13 protein-coding genes and 2 riboswitches are annotated in these 18,248 nt (G+C 70.6%); of the genes, 9 read left to right on the top strand and 4 right to left on the bottom strand.

What is annotated here, in order from left to right:
• The first annotated feature begins 38 nt into the window (after positions 1-38).
• On the top strand, positions 39-797 hold the full coding sequence (locus tag FSYMDG_RS03460) for a TetR/AcrR family transcriptional regulator (RefSeq protein ID WP_013872209.1): 759 nt from the start codon (positions 39-41) through the stop codon (positions 795-797).
• A gap of 56 nt (positions 798-853) precedes the next feature.
• Here FSYMDG_RS03460 and FSYMDG_RS03455 read toward each other — a convergent pair whose 3' ends face one another.
• Positions 854-1,924 (bottom strand): hypothetical protein, encoded by a 1,071-nt coding sequence (locus FSYMDG_RS03455; RefSeq protein WP_013872208.1) that lies wholly within the window; start codon positions 1,922-1,924, stop codon positions 854-856.
• Positions 1,925-2,662: 738 nt separating this feature from the next.
• On the opposite strand from FSYMDG_RS03455, the gene FSYMDG_RS03450 reads away from it, so the two are divergent.
• The 5 genes from FSYMDG_RS03450 to FSYMDG_RS03430 all read left to right on the top strand — a co-directional run bounded on the left by FSYMDG_RS03450 (position 2,663) and on the right by FSYMDG_RS03430 (position 5,796).
• Entirely contained in the window at positions 2,663-3,310 is a 648-nt protein-coding gene (locus FSYMDG_RS03450) for a PASTA domain-containing protein (RefSeq protein WP_202797669.1), read from the top strand.
• Positions 3,311-3,399: 89 nt separating this feature from the next.
• Entirely contained in the window at positions 3,400-3,822 is a 423-nt protein-coding gene (locus tag FSYMDG_RS03445) for a hypothetical protein (protein WP_013872205.1), read from the top strand.
• Positions 3,819-4,211, top strand: a complete 393-nt coding sequence (locus FSYMDG_RS03440) for a DUF5615 family PIN-like protein (RefSeq protein WP_013872204.1) — start codon at positions 3,819-3,821, stop codon at positions 4,209-4,211. The genes FSYMDG_RS03445 and FSYMDG_RS03440 overlap by 4 nt, the downstream gene beginning before the upstream one ends.
• Positions 4,212-4,469: 258 nt before the next feature.
• Entirely contained in the window at positions 4,470-4,760 is a 291-nt protein-coding gene (locus tag FSYMDG_RS03435; RefSeq protein ID WP_013872203.1) for a hypothetical protein, read from the top strand.
• A 481-nt stretch (positions 4,761-5,241) separates the two neighbouring features.
• On the top strand, positions 5,242-5,796 hold the full coding sequence (locus FSYMDG_RS03430) for a DUF5134 domain-containing protein (RefSeq protein ID WP_157490966.1): 555 nt from the start codon (positions 5,242-5,244) through the stop codon (positions 5,794-5,796).
• A 65-nt stretch (positions 5,797-5,861) separates the two neighbouring features.
• Here the strand turns inward: FSYMDG_RS03430 and gcvPB are convergent, their stop codons facing one another.
• Both gcvPB and FSYMDG_RS03420 read right to left on the bottom strand, forming a co-directional pair.
• Positions 5,862-9,155, bottom strand: a complete 3,294-nt coding sequence (gene gcvPB, locus FSYMDG_RS03425) for an aminomethyl-transferring glycine dehydrogenase subunit GcvPB (RefSeq protein ID WP_013872201.1) — start codon at positions 9,153-9,155, stop codon at positions 5,862-5,864.
• A 163-nt stretch (positions 9,156-9,318) separates the two neighbouring features.
• Positions 9,319-9,430, bottom strand: a riboswitch (glycine riboswitch).
• Positions 9,431-9,532: riboswitch (glycine riboswitch) on the bottom strand.
• Between the two features lie 108 nt (positions 9,533-9,640).
• On the bottom strand, positions 9,641-12,058 hold the full coding sequence (locus tag FSYMDG_RS03420) for a hypothetical protein (protein WP_131792577.1): 2,418 nt from the start codon (positions 12,056-12,058) through the stop codon (positions 9,641-9,643).
• Between the two features lie 691 nt (positions 12,059-12,749).
• Between FSYMDG_RS03420 and FSYMDG_RS03415 the strand changes: the two genes are divergently transcribed.
• Positions 12,750-15,146: a phage holin family protein gene (locus FSYMDG_RS03415; protein WP_013872199.1), complete on the top strand. Its 2,397-nt coding sequence runs from the start codon at positions 12,750-12,752 to the stop codon at positions 15,144-15,146.
• Here FSYMDG_RS03415 and FSYMDG_RS03410 read toward each other — a convergent pair.
• Positions 15,139-16,176 (bottom strand): MBL fold metallo-hydrolase, encoded by a 1,038-nt coding sequence (locus FSYMDG_RS03410; RefSeq protein ID WP_013872198.1) that lies wholly within the window; start codon positions 16,174-16,176, stop codon positions 15,139-15,141. The two genes, FSYMDG_RS03415 and FSYMDG_RS03410, sit on opposite strands and share 8 nt — an antisense overlap.
• Before the next feature lie 361 nt (positions 16,177-16,537).
• On the opposite strand from FSYMDG_RS03410, the gene FSYMDG_RS03405 reads away from it, so the two are divergent.
• On the top strand, positions 16,538-17,602 hold the full coding sequence (locus FSYMDG_RS03405; RefSeq protein ID WP_013872197.1) for a lysylphosphatidylglycerol synthase transmembrane domain-containing protein: 1,065 nt from the start codon (positions 16,538-16,540) through the stop codon (positions 17,600-17,602).
• Positions 17,603-17,725: 123 nt separating this feature from the next.
• Positions 17,726-18,166, top strand: coding sequence for a peptidoglycan-binding domain-containing protein (locus FSYMDG_RS03400; protein ID WP_013872196.1), 441 nt, complete (start codon positions 17,726-17,728; stop codon positions 18,164-18,166).
• Positions 18,167-18,248: the final 82 nt, after the last annotated feature.

Here is an 18,248-nt window from a genome sequence, read left to right as displayed (position 1 = left end):
AGTCGAAAAAGTTGACAGTGTTCACCGGACGAACCAGCATGGCCAGCGTGGCCCAGCCGGTCTCCAGACGCGAGCGCCTCCGTCTCGCCACCATAGACGAGATCAAACAGACTGCCCGTGATCAGCTCGACGAGCACGGCGCGGCCGGGGTGTCCCTGCGTGCGGTGGCCCGGGCGATGGGGCTCACGCCATCCGCCCTCTACCGATACTTCACCAGCCGGGACGAGCTGATCGCCGCGCTGGCGGCCGACGGGTTCGCCTCCCTGGCCGACACGCTGGAGGAGGCCTTCGACCTCGCGCCCAGGGACAACCATGCCAGGCGCTGGCTCGAGGTCACCCGCGCCTACCGCCGCTGGTCACACGAGCACGTGACCGAGTACATGCTCATCTTCGGGACGCTGGGACTGGACTACACCCCGCCGGCAAGCCAGCCGTGTGACGGCACGGAACGCTCGGTCGCGGTGCTGTTCCGCTGCATGGCCGAGGCGATCGACGTCGGGCTGATCGACCCCTCCCGGTTCGCCGCCGAACTCACGCCGGCACTGCGCGCCGAACTTGAGGAATGGCGGGCCGACACCCGCAACACGATCCCGCCGGAAGGGCTCGCCGCCTGCCTGATCGTCTGGACGCAGCTCCACGGGTTCCTGTCCCTGGAGCTGTTCGGCCATCTCCCACCCGTGATCCGGGACGTGGGCGCGCTGTTCGATCAGCAGATGCTCGACGTCCTGCTTCGGTGCGGCTACCAGGGCCCGGTCGACTTCGTGCCCGGGCGGCAGGAACACGGCCGACCGGAGTAGCAGCGAACTGACGGCTGGCCAGCCCCGGCGGCGTGGCCCGGGGCCGGCCAGCCCGCTTACGCGGACGCCCGCATCCGGCGTTCGAGCGCCTTCAGCGCCGCGTGGCGCGCGGTCTTGATCTCGAACATCCGCGCCTGGTAGGCCCGCGAATTCGCCAGCGGCTGGTAGAAACCAAGCCGGGGAACGAACGCCGCGTCGTCGTAACCGGGCGGACGGTGCAGCGCGTACGTACGCCCGGGATACAGCAGGTCGTAATTGTCGGCGATCTCCCAGATCGCCACCTGTGAATCGATCCGACGGCGGGAGAAATATGCCTCCAGCACGTCGACCGTAAAGCTTATCTCATGGAACTGCTTGACGAGGTCGCGGTAGTCCTGACCGACCTGGTATTTGACCGGCAATGTGACCTGAACGCATTCCGTACCGCCCAGGAAATCCAGGGCGAGCACCTTCAGGGAGGTCTCCACACCGTACCCGCGGGAAAAGGCCAGCGAGCCGAAGAGGTCGGCGTCGACCACGAACTCACCGATGAGCGGCTGCTGGATGGTCGTGACGGCGGGGACGTAGTGGGCCAGCTGTTTGGAGAGCAGGGAGCGCAGCATCTCGGTGGTACGCCCGCCGGGCCGGCCGTCGCCGGTCACCCGCTGGGAACTGCCGTTGACGAACAGCGGCGCGCTGTCGATCGTCGCGGCCGCCGCCAGCAGACCCACGGTGAGCGGGTCATAGTGTTCCAGGTCGGCGTCATGAAATACAAACCGGTCACCGAATGCCAGGTAGGCAAGGCTGCGCATCGCGCCGGCCTTGCCGCCGTAGGAGGGTGACTCGTGTTTCATGTGACGTTCGATCACCGACCGCCCCCGAACGACCCAGCTCGCCCCGGCTTCCGTCGCGATACGTACCAGGTCGTGCTCGTCACCGTCGGACGACGGATCGACAACGACACCGATCTCGTCCAGCACCGGGCGTTCCAGCATCCAGTGCTGGCGATTCAGGGCGACGATGTTACCCAGCGTCCGGGCCGCTTCCGGGCCACGCGCGGGAATGAGCAGGCTCAGGGTGATGCCGTTGGCGAGCTTACCGGCCTCGATGGCGTCGAGGCCGAGGGTGATGGGGTCGAGCGTACGCACGGACGCCCCTCTCTCGTGAGCTTTCCATGAGAACTACCCCCCTTTACTCGAATGGGCCGGAGACGACGCGAAACGGTGTTCGGCGCGTCGTCGCAGGCCCTGAATGAGCCGGACCACCCCCACGGCCACCGAGCCAGCCCTCCCCCGTCGCGCCACCCGTCCGGCACAGGCAGCAGGTCGTGACCCGGCGTTAGCTAGGACCTCTTCCGCGCCCCCTTGCCTCCGGACCGCGGATGCCGGTCGGGTGACACCTCCCGGCCCACCTGTTCCGCCGCAGCCCTCAACGTGAGATGTAACAACGAGTTACAGTAGTACCCTAACGTACGCTTACCAAACTCGGTCAGTAAAAGTTACGACCATGGATACTATATGTATTCATAATGATACTTAACGTGCTGAAGCAGTATGAAAACGACCTGACGCCCGCCTCCCGCGACCGCGGGAGCCCACGCGGCGGCCCCACCGCCAGACAGCAGAACAAGATCATCTGTCGGCAGGTCCGGAGAGTTCGGAGAGTTCGGTCTCACGGACAGGAACGGGTACATACGCCATCCTGACAACGTGTCGACACAGCGATGGTGGCCACGGGCTCAGCCGAGAGGATCTCGGCACGAGGCCGTCACGCCACGCCGCACACTCCCGACAGGCGACGCACTGACACGCACAGTCAGAGTTCCGAGGACCGAGGCATCGGCAACCGGCACATCAGCGGCCGAAGCATCGATGGTTGGCACAGCCGTGACCAGGGCACGTGGCGCGTCGGCGCTGCCGACGCTCATGGCTCTCCTCGTCCTGCTCGGTGCCGCCGGCGGCACCGGTTGCGCGTCGAGTGACGGCTTCGTCTCGGCACCGGGCGCGCCCGACGCCTCGGGGCCGGCCGCACCCACCCGCACGGTCGCGACCGGCACGTTGCCGAACCTGATCGGCAAGGGCCTGCAGTACGCCCAGGACACCGCGCAGACGGCCGGCTTCACGAACCTGACCTCCCACGACGCGCTCGGGCGCGGCCGCGAGCAGATTCTCGACCGCCAGTGGCAGGTCTGCGACCAGTCCCCGGCGGCGGGGCCGCATCCGGTCACCGTCAGGGTCGACTTCGGGGTGGTCCATCTCGACGAGACCTGCCCGCGGGCGGGCGAGGCGGACACTACCCTGCCGCGCATCGGCCCGACCATGCCGGATCTCGCCGGCCGCTCGCTGAAGGTCGTACGGGCGGCGTTCGGCGACAACGCCAGCGTCACGGTGCACGATGCCACCGGCGCCGACCGGATCGCGATCGTCGAGAGCAACTGGAAGATCTGCTCGACCGTACCGGCCGCCGGCCGGCCCTACTCGCGGGGCACCCCCGTCACCCTCAACATCGCCAAATTCGAGGAATCCTGCCCCTGACGCCCCACCCCACCCGCGAATCTCTGGATCGTGAGCCCACGAGCGCCCCATGGCACAGACACCCGTAGCGCAAGTGTTCGATATATCGCATGACTACACCGCTGTCCATTCGCTTCGAACCGGGGCTGCTGGCACAGCTGCGACGACACGCGGTGGCCGAGACGGGATCAAACACCTCAGCCCTGGCGCAGCGGCTCATCGACGAAGGGCTGCGGATGGCCGAACACCCGGGCATCGTCTTCAAAAGCGGCCCTTCCGGCCGTCGGGCGGCGCTGGCCTACGGGCCCGACGTCTGGGAGATCATCAAGTTCCTCCACGAGATCGACGAACGCGGACCAACCGCGTTGGCTGCCGCGGCGGAGACGTTCGCGGTCGACGCCAACCGGATCAACACCGCGGTCAGCTACTACAGCGACAACCGCGACGAGATCGACGCGGAGATCACCGCCGCGGACGAGGCGTCGGTGCGCGCCGAGCACGCTTGGCGCGTGCAGCAGCAGCTCATCGCATGAGCGCACCGAGCTCACAGCCGGTTGAGCTCGCCCTCGACGAGATGTTCTCACCGAAGATCGCTGAAGTGCTGCGCGAACGTGGGCACACCGTCGTGGCCGTCGTCGAACGGCTCGACCTGCGGGCGATGACGGACGACGACCTGTACACGTGGGCCACCGCCGAACGGCATTGGCTGTTGACCGAGAATGCCAAGGATTTTCGTCCGATCATGCTTCGGGCGTTGCAGTCCGACAGCGCCACCGCTGGACTGCTGTTCACCAGCAGCCGGACCTTCCTCCGCTCTCGGCACAATCCAGCCCCCCTCATCGAAGCGGTCCATGCGTGGCTGCTCAAAGGGCCGCCGGCACCACCGCTGACGGAGGACTGGCTCTTCAGGGCAACGGACTGAGCAAGACCGCGGGCAGAACGGCCCAGTACGACGATCCATCATGGCCTCGCCCCCGCCCGCGGTGCACAGACTGCGATGGGACGGATGACTTCCGCACCCGTCGCACCGCTTCTTGGGCGAACACCGGTCCGGGGCGGGGTTGTCGTTGTGATTTTGCGGAAACGCGGACAGGATGGCGTGAGGGTCCTTACGCTGTGAGTGATGTTGCGAGCGGGTTGACCATGCCGACGCGTCGGCCAGGCGGGCGAGGTGGGGACAGTGCGTGACGAAACTCCAGCGGACGCGGTGCCGGATGCCGGTGGGGCAGCCCGGCAGCACCTGGTGACCTTCTGTGGGAAGTGCAGCTGTGGTTGTCCGCAGTTGTTCGTCGACCACGACGCCCCGGCCGAACGCCGGATCGTGCTCGTGGACGACTTCGGCCAGCAGGTGCAGATGAGCGTCGACCAGTTCTACGAAATAATCGATCAGGCGAAGTCCGGGGCGCTGGAAAGCGTCCTCGACTCGGCGCTGGCCGTCGCCTCCGGCATCCAGGATGCAGCCGATCGGTAGTCGCCGATCGGTAGTCGCCGATCGGTAGTCGCCGATCGGTAGTCGCCGATCGGTAGTCGCCGATCGGTAGTCGCCGATCGGTAGTCGCCGATCGGTAGTCGCCGATCGGTAGTCGCCGATCAGTAGTCGCCGATCAGTAGCTGGTACCGAAAAACACGGGCAGGGACAAAGCAAGGATATATGGTCACACGGCGCCGGCCGGCCCGGTGCCGGGTCCGACCGGAGCCTATCCAGCCGTCCCCGGAACAGGATTTTCCGGAACTTTCCGGGATTTTCCGTGTGAACGTGGACCTTGGCATGACCAGGCGGTGCCGCAATGCACCATGTACCGGGAGTCGCGGACACAACCAGCACGGCCGGTGGCCCGCTCTGGTCTGTCGCGGCTCTGGTGTTCGCCGTTCTCGCGGTATTTCACGCCTGGCACGCCTGGCGCGCCTGGAGGTCGGTGCGAACGGCACGCGTTGACGGGAACCGGATCGCCGTGCTGACCGAAACCGGCCATCTTCTCGTAGCGGCCGGCATGGCGTACATGTTCAGCCCGCCGGCCTGGCAGGCCCGCACCGACCGAATTCTCACCGGAGCCACGCTGGCCTGGGGTTATCTGCTCCTTTCGTCGGTCTTCCTGACCGTCAACGTGATCCGAAGAGATGATCCGGAACGCTTTCGGCAACCGGGCCCGGGCGGCCATCACGACGCTGGCGTGACCGGGACCTGCTGCTGCGCGCTGCTCGCGGTCGAGGGCCTGGCGATGGCGTACATGAACGCGCTGCGGTGGTGGTCGGCGGACGACCTCACCATCGGTTTCTCCTTGCTTTTCACGGCGCTGGCCGTCCTCACCGCGGTCACCCTGGTGCTGCGCCTGACGGCACGCCCGTACCCGGCGGAGACACGCCCGTACCCGGCGGGCGGGCCGGCTGGCCAGCTGACCGCCCCGTTCGTGAGCAGGGCGCGGGGCGCGTCCGTCCGCGTCCACGGCTGCCGCCTGATCATGAGTGCCGGCATGGTCGCCATGTTCGCGACGATCCCGACCCCCTGACAGGGCGCGACGATCCGGCCGGCCTACGCGCCGCGTCGATCCGCTTCGGGGCGGGTCTCGTCGGGTCAGCCGCGGGCGTCGGCCGGTACCCCCACGATGTGGGGGGCGGCCGGCGCGTCGTCAGCGAACGCGATGTCCTCGTCCTGGTCGATGTACGTCGTCACGGGCGGGCAGGTGCAGACCGGGTTACGGTCGCCGTAGGCGCCGTCGATCCGGCGTACCGGCGGCCAGTACTTCGACTCCCGCAGGGAGGCGACCGGGTAGGCTGCCACCGTCCGGGAGTACGGGTGCTCCCACTCGTCCGCCACCAGCATGGACGCCGTGTGCGGAGCGTTGCGCAGTGGGTTGTCGGTCGCCGGCCAGGTGCCCGCGCCGACCAGGTCGGCCTCCCGCCGGATCGCGATCATCGCCCGGCAGAACCGTTCGATCTCGGTCAGATCCTCGCTCTCGGTCGGCTCGACCATCAACGTCCCGGGTACCGGGAACGACATCGTCGGCGCGTGGAAACCGTAGTCGATCAGCCGCTTGGCCACGTCGTCCACGGTCACTCCGGTGCGTTTCGTCAGCGGGCGCAGGTCGAGGATGCACTCGTGCGCGACCAGTCCGTCACGTCCGGTGTAGAGCACCGGGTAGTGGGACGACAGCCGCCAGGCGATGTAGTTGGCGTTGAGGACCGCCACCGAGGTGGCCCGGCGCAGCCCGGCGGCACCCATCAGCCGGATGTACGCCCAGGGGATCATCAGGATGCCCGCCGACCCCCACGGCGCCCCGGCGATCGGCCCGATACCGGTGGCCGGCCCCGCCTCGGGCCGCAGCGGATGGTTGGGCAGGTAGGGCGCGAGCCGTTCGACCACCGCGACCGGGCCGACGCCCGGGCCGCCGCCGCCGTGCGGGATGCAGAACGTCTTGTGCAGGTTCAGGTGGCTCACGTCCGCCCCGAACGTGCCCGGCCTGGCCAGCCCCACCAGGGCGTTGAGGTTCGCGCCGTCGACGTAGACCAGCCCGCCGCAGGAGTGCACCAGGTCGCACGCCCGCCCGATGCCCTCCTCGTAGACACCGTGCGTCGACGGGTAGGTCACCATCAGCGCCGCCAGCCGGTCGGAGTAGGCGGACGCCTTCGCGGCCAGATCCTCCAGGTCCACGTTGCCGTCGCTGTCGCAGGCAACCACCACGACCCGCATCCCGGCCATGACCGCGCTTGCCGCGTTCGTCCCGTGCGCCGACGACGGGATCAGGCAGACATCCCGGACCGGCCGACCCTCCACGGCGTGGTCGCGGTGGTAGGCGCGGATGGCCAGCAGCCCTGCGAGTTCCCCCTGGCTGCCCGCGTTCGGCTGCAGGGACACGGCCGCGTAGCCGGTGATCGCCACCAGCCACTTCTCGAGGTCGCGGATGAGCTCCAGGTAGCCGGCGGCCTGGTCCAGCGGCGCGAACGGGTGGATGTCGGCAAAGTCCGGCCAGGTCACCGCGGCCATCTCGGTCGTGGCGTTCAGCTTCATCGTGCAGGAGCCGAGCGGGATCATTCCGCGGTCGAGCGCCAGGTCCTTGTCGGCGAGGCGGCGCAGGTAACGCAGCATCGCCGTCTCGGACCGGTACAGGTGGAACACCGGATGTTCCAGGTAGGGACTCGCCCGTACCAGCTCCGCCGGGATCGCCGGGCCGCCACCACCGGCGTCGGCTCGAGCACCGATGGTAGCTATACCTGGGATGGCGCCGCCCGCGGTAGCGGCGCCGGCGGCTGTCGCCTTCCGCGCCGGCAGCGCGACCACCGACGGGGAGGGCAGCGGTGGCACCCCGAACGCCGCCCACACCGCGTGCAGGTCGGCGTCCAGCGTCGTCTCGCTACAGGAGATGCCGACGTGGTCGGCGTCGACCAGACGCAGGTTCAGCCCGCCGGTGAGCGCCGCGGCGACCGTTTCGGCCGCCCGGGACGGCACCTGCGCGAGCACCGTGTCGAAGAAGTGGTCGTGGACGACCCGCACCCCGCCGGCGCGCAGCCCCGCGGCGAGGCGTACCGCGTGGCCGTGCACCCGCTCGGCGATCCCCGCCAGCCCCCGCGGGCCGTGGTAGACGGCGTACATCGAGGCCAGCACGGCCGGCAGCACCTGTGCCGTGCAGATGTTGCTGGTGGCCTTCTCCCTGCGGATGTGCTGCTCCCGGGTCTGCAGGGCCAGCCGGTAGGCGGGCTCGCCGTCGGCGTCCACCGACACCCCGACCAGCCGGCCGGGCAGCGACCGCTCCAGGCCGGCGCGCACCGCGATGAAGCCCGCGTGCGGGCCGCCGAAGCCCAGGCCCAGCCCGAACCGCTGCGCGCTGCCGACCGCGATGTCCGCCCCGAACTCACCCGGTGCGGCCAGCAGCGTCAGCGCCAGCGGGTCGACCGCCACCGCCACGACGATCCCGTGGCCGTGGGCCTGTTCGATCACCGCGCGCGGGTCCCGCAGCGCGCCGTCGGCGGCCGGATAGGCCAGCAGGACGCCGAACGCCGACTCGGCCAGGTGTTCCGGTATGCCGGCCGAGAGGTCCATGACCACCACGTCGATCCCCAGCGCCCTGGCGCGGGTGCGCAGCACCGCGATCGTCTGTGGCAGCGTCCCGGTGTCCACGACGAACCGTGTGTCGGGCTTCTTCGCGGCCCGGCGGGCGAGCTGCATGGCCTCGGCCGCGGCGGTCGACTCGTCCAGCAGCGAGGCCCCGGCCGTCGCGAGGCCGGTCAGATCGGCGATCATGGTCTGGAAGTTGAGCAGCGCCTCCAGACGTCCCTGGGAGATCTCCGGCTGGTACGGGGTGTACGCCGTGTACCAGGCCGGGTTCTCCAGGACGTTGCGCTGGATCACCCCGGGCAGCACCGCCGGGTGGTAGCCGAGGCCGATCATCGAGGGCACCGGGCGGTTCCGGCTGCCCAGCCGGCGCAGCTCGGCGAGCACCTCCGGCTCGCTCGCCGCCGAAGGCAGCTCGAGGGTGTCGTCGCGGATCACCTCCGGCACCGCGGTCGTGACCAGCGCGTCCAGGCTGGCATGGCCGAGCCCGTCGAGCATCTTCCGGCGCTCGTCCGCGTCCGGCCCGACATGCCGGTCGGCGAAGGTGAGCGTCTCGGTGGGCGGCGGGCCGGCCCGGCGCGCCGTCGCGGCCGGCGCGGGCTGCCTGGCCGGCGCGGGCGCGGCGGCGGCCCCCGTGCGCGGGCGGGCCGGTGTGAGCTCGGCCCGCCGGGGCTGTGTCCGGGTGGGCTGCGGCGTCTGGGCGGGCTGCGATGCCGGCACGGTCACCGACTGGCGGGTGGCGGACCTCCCACCAGCGCCGTTCGCACCGCCGTTACGATTGGCGCCACCGCCGCGGCCGACGCCGCCAGTGCCATTCACGCCACCGCTGCCGTTCTCACGGCTGGTACCAGCAGAACCATCTGTGTCACCCGATGAGGATCCTGAAGAGGATATTGCGCCAGAAGAGGACGAAACGGGTACGTGCACGGTCGATGCGCTCCAGAGATCGGGCGACCCGGCAGCGCGCCGGCCGCGACTGACCTCCCCCTCTGTACGTATGCCTGAGAGCTTCACCCGGCATATCGACCCGCGACCGATATGCGTGGGCTTTCACCGTCGGCGGGACGTCACGGAACGTCCGCTTTCCAGAGTTGCCTGACCCGGCGGTTTCTCCGGCCTGAGAGTGTATAGGGGAGGTCTTGCTCCTTCGGCGCCACGGACCGCAAGCTGCCGTGGACTCTCCCGCGCGGGCGTGAGCGGCATCGATGTTCAGTTGTCCGTCTGGATTGAATCCTATGGTCGACGGTCGCCAGCCGCCAACCCTTGACGGCGCCGCACCGCGACGACCATCACCGATAGTTACACTACCGGTCCTGAAGGTGGTTGAGCTCGGCGACGGTCGGAACGAGGTCACCGATGGTCGCGAAGTCCACCGCGATGAACGTCGGCAGCCGGCCCTGCGCCCGCTGGCAGGCCTCGACCTGCCTGAGCAGGGACTCCCGGCGGTTGATCACGGCCGCGTCCGCGCGACTGCTCGCCGTCCGGGTGATCCAGTGGTTGATCAGTATCGCCGCGGGCCGGCCCGGCCCGCGGCCAGGCCGGCAGTCGAAGCCGTCGGGCGAGGAGACGTCCAGGGCCGTGTCGGCCGCGTATCGGAAGAACCGCCGGTAGAAGGTGCCCGGGACGTCGGCGTTCTCCGCGAGCACCACCAGTCTGCGGTTCCGCTCGACCATCGAACCCAGTGACGGCCAGTCACCATCCGCGTCCCTGGGGGGTGTGAGCGTGTAACGCCCGAGCCCGGCCCGGGTGAAGGCCCCTGTCACCTCGGACGCGGGCGCCTCGTCCTGGACGATCAGGGTCACCACCTCGGTCGGGTTCGCGTCGAGCCAGGCCCGCAGCCGGGTCAGCTCGGTCTCCAGGCTGAGCGCGCCGAGCTGGCAGATGTTGTGGCACAGCCACAGCCCGGGACGACTGGAGCGGGCGCCCCGGGTGAACGGCTCGAGGGTGGCCCGCTGGTCCGGCGGCAGGCCGCGCAGGAAGGCCTCGACGTCCTGCGGCGGCGTCCAGTGATGGACGTCGATGAGCAGCGCCCGGATACCCGCGTTCAGCTGGCCGATCAGGTCCGGATCCTGGGCCGCGCCCAGGAAGCGCGCGTCGCTGGCCGCCATCGCGTTGTGCGTCGCCGGGTACACGACGTCGGTGTAGCGGCGGTCGCAGAGCAGCTCGGAGCCGTTGCAGTACCTGGCGGCCGGGGTGACCGGCAGCGGCATCGCAATCCACAGCAGGACGACGATCGTCGTCGAGGTGATCGCCAGCGTCCCCCAGCGCCGCCGACGGGCATGCGCCCGGACCACCAGCATCCGCGCCGCGGCCGCGACCACCGTGACACCGGCGGCGGCCACCAGCGGCATCGCCGCGAACCCGAACCAGTTGTCGCGGACCTGGTCGACCAACGCCGAGGAGATGTCACCGACCATCGCCCGCACGCTCACCGGCAGCGACGAGGACGGGCCGGTCAACGCCGCGAGCGGATCGCCGACCAGCGTCATCAGCACGCCCCCGGCGGCGAGCCCGGCCGCCCCGGCCGCGACCAGCCCCGCCAGCACCAGGCGGAACCCCGACCCACCGTGCCTGACGATCACGACGAACCCGGTGGCGAACACCACCAGCATCAGGCCGGCGAGCCCACCCGCGGCGAGCAGCACCCCCGACGAGCCGAGATCGTGAACGGCGTGCACCGCCATGGTGCCGGGGGACTCGGGCAGCCCGGTCAGCGCCGGCCCCAGATCGATGCTGGTGCCACCGCCGACCCGCCGCCGCAGATCGGCGATGGCGGCCTCGTCACCGTCGAAGACCAGCGGGCCGGCGACCGCCAGCGCCGAGGTGAGATCACCGGCCCGCATGAACGTGACCAGTTGCTCGCGCACGGCCTGGTGCTCGTCCGTGCCCAGCCCGCCCACCCGGTCGAGGACGGCGTCGGCCACCTGGTCGGCCTGCCGCTCGGAGAGCCGGACCGAGGTGATCGACGGCACGGACGCCGGTGGGCGTCCCTGGGAGAGCTGGTCGAGCGCGTCGAGCAGGCCGACGGTGAACCGGCTGACGTCGTCCACCGGGTAGGTGCCGGCGCCCGAGAGCTCGTCGGCCAGGTAGGTGCTGGCGAGCTGGGAGATGTTGGCCAGCACCGGGCGCAGGTCGATGCGCAGGTAGAGCGTGTCGCCGTTGCCGCTCAGATAGCCCGCGGTGCGCTCCGCCAGGCTCGCGGCCACCCCCTGCAACGACGACGGGGGGACGACCACCCGCAGGTTCGCGGTCAGCAACGACTGGTCCACGGGGAGGCCGGCGAAGAGCTGGTCGGAGATTTCGACGATCTGCGGGTCGGTCAGGACCTGGCTGTAGAAACGCTCGTACACGTCGGCGTCGGCGAGCGCCCGCTTGTAGTAGCCCGGCTGCTGCACGGTCGCGTGCACGGTGAGCAGGCCGACGACCGCGGGCCAGCACACCGCCGCGACCAGCACGACCAGCACTCGCAGCGGGCGGTCCCAGCGGTGTCGACGGCGGCGGGAGCCACCGCCCCGGCGGCGGCCGGCACGGCCGGTTGCCCTCCGTGGGCCGTCCCGCCGGGGAGCGGCCCCGGGGAAGGCGCTCCCCGCGGGGACGCCCGCTGGCCCGGCGTTGACCTCCCTCGTCCCGCTGTGGGCCTCGGCCGCCGCGGGGCTCTCGGACGGGTGGCCCTCGGCCGCGCGGAGGTCCTCCTCGCGGGAGTCGGCCACGGAGCCGGTCACGGAGCCGTCCGCTCCGGGACGGGGGGCCGGAACCGGCCCACGCCGACCCGCCCGGACGCGCGTGTGGCTCACCGCGCCTCCCACCTGACTCGCCGCGTCGTTTTCCGGATCCGACCACCTCGCCGTACACCGGCTCGCAACCGGTGCTTGTTTCTATGGTGCGTGATCGAAGTGTCTACGATGGGCGTAAGGTGGTGATCCAGTGTGTTGCGTGACTTCCGGATCAGCTCACCGGGACCATTCGCCCGAATTGCACCCCGCCGGCGCCTGCTCAAATACCGGTATTTCTCACTCCCGGGCTCGCTCCAGACCCCGCTCCGGGGCCATGACCCGCGGCCGGGCAGCTGGATGCCCGATATCCGGTCGTCACCACGACCATCCGGCGCTCATCCGCCGGACAACCGCGCGACGATCGGGCGGGCGGTCAGACACGGACGATTTCCCGTCCAGCCAGTCGAAATCCGTCAGATATGATCCAAAACACCCACGGCACGGCCATGAGCAACCGCACCGCCGGTGACCGACGCCAACAGGCCCCGAACAACAGAAAAGATCGCCAGAAATCCGTCGTCGCGTACGCCCACCAGGCCGAAAAGAGCGCCGAACGACGAGCTCGTCCGGGCCACGCTCCACGCGGACGGACGCGGACGCTGTCCGCGCTGCTTGACCGGCGCTCTAGTCTGCGCTGGTCATGGTTGTGGGTCACACCGGTGCCGACGGCACCGACACTGGTACGCGGTCCCGCCCCGCCCGGCCCGAACGTGGGCGCGGGCACGGGCGGCGCCTCGCCGTGATCGGTAGGCTGCTGCGGGGACGGCTGCGCCTCGCCGGCATCGTGCTGCGCGACATGAAGCCGACGCCGCACCGCCTCCTGCGCGTCACCCGGTCCGTCGCGGCGAGCGGGCTCGCGTTCGGCCTGGCCCTGGAGTTCCTGCCCGGCATCGAGATCAACGGCTTCGGCGCGCTGATACGCCTGGTGGTCATTCTCACCCTGGTGGGCGCGGTGCTGCGGCCGGTGCTCGTCGCCCTGGCGGTCGCGCTCGGTGGGATCGCCATCCCGTTGATCGGCCTGTTCGCGCAGACCCTGGTGATCTACGTTGCGCTGCGCATCGAACCAGAGGTGATCTCCAGCAGCTTCGGCGCGGCCGTCGGGGTCGCCTGGGGCATCGCGGTGATCTCGGCGGTCGTCGGCTGGCTGGCCGACGCCGGCAGCGACGGGACGTTCAGCAGCGAGGTCATGCGACAGGTCGCTCGCTACGGCGGCGGGGGCGGCAGCCCGTTCGACGGCCCGGGAGTCGTCATCGTGCAGATCGACGGCCTGTCCGCGCCGCTGCTGCGGTGGGCGGTCACGGCCGGCAACCTGCCCACGCTGAGCCGCTGGGTCCGCGGCGGCTCGCACCGCTTCGTCGAGTGGCACACCGGCATGCCGTCGACGACCCCGACCAGCCAGGCCGGCATCCTGCACGGCACGTCCGGCCACGTCCCCGCCTTCCGCTGGTACGACAAGGATGCCGGCCGGCTGGTGGTCACCAACCGGCCGCGGGACGCCGCCGAGATCGAGCGGGGGTTCAGCAACGGACGCGGCCTGCTCGCCGACGGTGGGGTCAGCATCAGCAACGTCTTCTCCGGCGACGCGCCGCACAGCCTGCTCACCGTCAGCCAGGCCGGGCTACCCGGCCGCCGGGCCCGCGGCTACGCCTCGTTCGCGGCCAGCCCGCAGGGGCTCGCCCGTTCGCTGGTCCTGACCATCGGCGAAATGATCAAAGAGGTGCACCAGGCCCGCAAACAGCGCCGCGACAACATCTTTCCCCGGGTCCGCCGCGGTGGCTCGTACGTCGCGCTGCGCGGGCTGACCAACGTCCTGCTGCGCGACCTCAACGTCACGTTCATCGCCGAACAGATGGCCCGCGGCGTACCCGTGGTGTTCTGCGACTTCGTGGACTACGACGAGGTCGCCCACCATGCCGGGCCCAACCGGCGGGAGTCGCTGCAGACGCTGGAGGGCATCGACCGGGTGCTGGCGATGCTCGAACGGATCGCCAGCGCCGTCGAGCGCACGTACGAGATCGTCGTCCTGTCCGACCACGGGCAGAGCCAGGGCGCGACGTTCCGCCAGCGCTACGGACGGTCCCTGGAGGACACCGTCCGCGGCCTGCTGACGCCGGGGGCGGCCGCGGCCGCGGCAACCGGGACCGCCGAGGGCTGGGGCCCGGTGAACACCCTGCTCACCGAGGTCACCGGCGGCGGGGACGGCACCGGGCCGGGGCGGCTGATGCTGCGTCGGCGCACCGACGACGGTCAGATCACCTTCGGCCCGTCCCGGTTGGAGGTCACTCTCGACCCGCAGCGGCCGGACCTCGTCGTGGTCGCGTCCGGGAACCTGGCCATGGTCTACCTGCCGCAGGTGGCCGGCCGTGCCGATCTCGAACAGATGGAGTTCCTGCACCCCGCGCTCGTCCGCGGGCTGATCGACCACCCGGGGGTCGGGTTCGTCGTGGTGCGCTGCCAGGGGCACGGACCGGTCGCCTTCGGCGCCCGGGGCCGGATGTTCCTGGAGACCGGGGTGGTCGAGGGCACCAACCCGCTGCTCGGGTACGGCTCGCGGGCCGCCGCGGACCTGCTGCGCCACCAGCGGATGCACAACGTCGGCGACATCGTCGTCGTGAGCCGGATCGACCCCGGCACCCGGGAGGTCGCCGCGTTCGAGGAGCTGGTCGGCTGCCACGGCGGGATCGGCGGCGACCAGACCCGGGCCGTGCTGCTGTACCCGGCGGGCTGGCCGACCGTACCCGGCCCGATCGAGGGCCCGGACGCCGTCCACCACCAGCTCGTCCGCTGGCTGGAACAGCTCGGGCTGCGCCGCGGCCCGCTGCCCGAGCCCCGTCCCGCCGCCTCTGGCGGGCCGGCCGACGCGAAAACCGCGCCGGCCCCGAAACCCCCCGGAGCCCACGAGGCCCCCGGCGTTCAGGAAGCCGCGGAAACCACGCAGAACACGATCGGACGGCCGGTGGAACCAGGCGCACAACCGGATACGGAGCAGCCGGATACGGAGCAGCCGGCACACGCTTCGTCGAAAAACGTCACCTGACAGCTCCCGCGGGCGTCCACCGGCCGGCCGGCGGGTGGGCCAGGGACTCGCCGTGGGCGAGCACACGCACCTCGGCGGGCAGGTCGGCAGCGGCGGCGGCCAGTCGGGCGAACTCGCGTCCGGGCTCGTGGAAACGGTCGGGACGCACCCGGTCGAAACCGACCGACCAGAAGGTCCCGTAGTGGATCGGTACCGCCACCCCCACCGCCGCGGCCTCGGCCACCGCCTGCGCGGGGAGCGGCCGCGGGCCCAGCGTCCGCCGGACCGCCTCGATCGCGCCGGCCGGGTCGAGATGCCCAGGGCCGAGGTTGGGCCCCCAGCCGCCGACCGGGACGAGAGCGAGGTCGAGGCCGAGCGGGGCGAGATCGGCCATGGCGTCGTGCAGGGCGGTGTCCCCGGCGAACCACACCGTCTGGCTGCCGGTCACCACGAATCCGAGCGCCGGGCCGCGATGGCGTGACCACGGCCCCCGCGAACCGTCGTGCTCGGCGGGCACCGCCAGCACGTCCAGACCGGCGGCGACCGCCACCCCGCCGCCATGATCGATATCACGATCGACGGCGGGACGGATGTTGCAGCCATCGCCGTGATCGACGTTGTGATCGATACCGCGGCCATCACCATGATCGACGCTGCTGCCGTTGTCGGCGTGGCTGTCAGCGCTACCACCGGCATCGCCGAGCCAGGCGGCTGTGCCGTTACGGGGAGCCACTCGGACGCGGTCACCGGGCACCATCTCCACGCAGCGTTCGGCGAGCGCCGGGTGTCGGCGGGCCAGCAGGGCGGCGCCACCGCGCGGCAGGAGGATCGGCGCGGTCGGCGGGAGCAGCTTCAGCGACGGGATGTCGAGATGGTCGGCGTGCAGATGCGAGACGACCGCCGCGTCGACCCGCGCGGCCTGCGCCACCGGGCGCGTGCCAGCCCGCCGGCGCAGGTGGGCGACGCGCATCCCGAAGACGGGATCGGTCACCAGCCGCGTGCCCGCATCGGCGATCACAACCGTGCTGTGCCCCCACCAGGTGACGTCCACCCCACCAGTGTGCCCGCGGCGTGCCGCCGCCCGCGGTCTCCTCGCCGTGCCACAAAAATCGATGCTTCACGGCCACGAATGACAGATTCGGCACCGCCAGGACGCCTGATCGGCATGTTCACCGGCGCACGGTCAGTCGGAGTCCCGTGTTCCCGCGTGGTGACGGGGTAGACAAGAGCATCGATAGGCCACCATGAGATGCGATGCGCGGTCTCACGACAACGATGTCCCGCCGCCGGATGTCCCGCTGCCGGCCCGCGGAGTGCTGTACGCGCTCGCGGTACTGCCTGCGGGGGTCCGCTGACGGCCATGACGGTGGTTGTGCCGGCACGACAGCGAGGGCGTCCACGGGTGCGGGCCGATGACGCTGCTGCGGGTGCCCCGATGGCTGCGCCGGGGCGCCGCGGTCGTGATACTGGCACTGATCGTCGAATACGCGGTGCTGCCGCAACTGGCCGGTGCCCGCAAGGCGCTGGAGACGTTCTCCGACGTGGAGCCGCGTTTTCTGGTGCTCGGCCTGGTCCTGGAGGCGGCGTCCCTGCTCGCCTACGCGATGCTGACCCGCAGCGTGCTCGCCCGGGAGGGCCGGCCGTCGCTGTGGACGCTGATCCGGATCGACCTGACGACCCTCGGTGTCAGCCACATGCTGCCCGGCGGTGCCGCCACCGCGAGCGCGCTGCGCTACCGCCTGCAACGCAGTGCCGGAGTCGGCGCGTCCGAGGCGGTGTCCGCCGCGGCGATCCAGGGCGCGGGCTCGGCGGTCGTCCTGAACGTGATCCTGTGGATCGGCCTGTTGATCTCCATCCCGACCCGGGGCGGCAACCCGATCTACGGCACGGCCGCGGCGGTGGGGACGCTGCTGATCGCCGCCGTCTTCGTCGGCGTGATACTGCTCACCCGGGGCAGTGAACGAACCGTCCGCGTCGTGCGTTCCGTCGCCCACCGCGCGCCGAGGCTGTCACCGGACGGCGCCGAACGGCTGGTGCGCACCTTTGCCGACCGGCTGCGGGTCCTCGGCGCGGACAGGCTCCAGCTCGCCAGGGCGACGCTGTGGGCGGCGGCGAACTGGCTGCTCGCCGCCGCTTCCCTGTGGGTGTTCCTGTACGCCTACGGCCACGCCGCGTCCGTGGACGGCCTGCTGGTCGCCTACGGGCTCGCCAACGTGCTGGCCGCCGTCCCGATCTCCCCCGGGGGACTCGGGATCATCGAAGGGGTGCTGGTCCCCACCCTGGTCGGGTTCGGCTCGACCCGGGCCGTGGCGCTGCTGGGGGTCGTCACCTGGCGGCTGGCGAACTTCTGGCTGCCCATCCCGCTGTCGGCCGTGGCCTACCTGTCCCTGCGGACGGGGTCGCTGCGGCACCGCAAGCTGCCGCGGCAACGGCCGTGGAACGATCCGAGCACGATCAACGAGGAGATCACAACCTGATGACCTGACGCGGGCAGCCATCCCGGCCGGATGCGTGACTGACAGATATAAGATCATCACTCATAGTGTTTCTAGGTGGCCGCCACCGGTCGCCCCGAAACCAACCGCCGAGGAGGCTCAAGCATGTCCGCGACCTGGCCCCTGCAGAAGAACGGCAGCAGCGGCGAACCAGTACAGACCATCCAGTACCTGCTACGCGCGCACGGATACTCGGTGACCGTCGACGGTGTCTTCGGGCCGGCGACCGAGGCGGCGGTGCGCGCCTTCCAGTCGTCCGCCGGGATCGTGGTCGACGGTGCCGTCGGCGACCAGAGCTGGCCGGCGCTCATCATCACCGTCCGTGATGGTGACCGGAGTGAGAAGGGCGACGCGGTACGCGCCGTCCAGGACCAGGCAAACGCCCGGATCAGTGACCCCGGGAACTTCCTCCCCGTGGACGGTGTCTTCGGCCGGCGGACGGACGCCTGGGTGCGCGGCTTCCAGCAGCACGCCGGCATCACCGTCGACGGGATCGTCGGACCCACCACCTGGAACCGCCTCGTCAAGGACGAACCCGGCAACTGACCACGACCAGCCCGCGACCGGACGCGAACCGGTGGGCACCGACCCCGCCCACCGGCGCCGCCCCGCCCGCCCGACGGCGACG

Origin of the sequence: Candidatus Protofrankia datiscae (genome assembly GCF_000177615.2) — a bacterium.
Classification (GTDB): domain Bacteria; phylum Actinomycetota; class Actinomycetes; order Frankiales; family Frankiaceae; genus Protofrankia; species Protofrankia coriariae.
The sequence above is the reverse complement of the archived record's forward strand: the minus strand, read 5'-3'. Positions and strand labels throughout refer to the sequence as shown.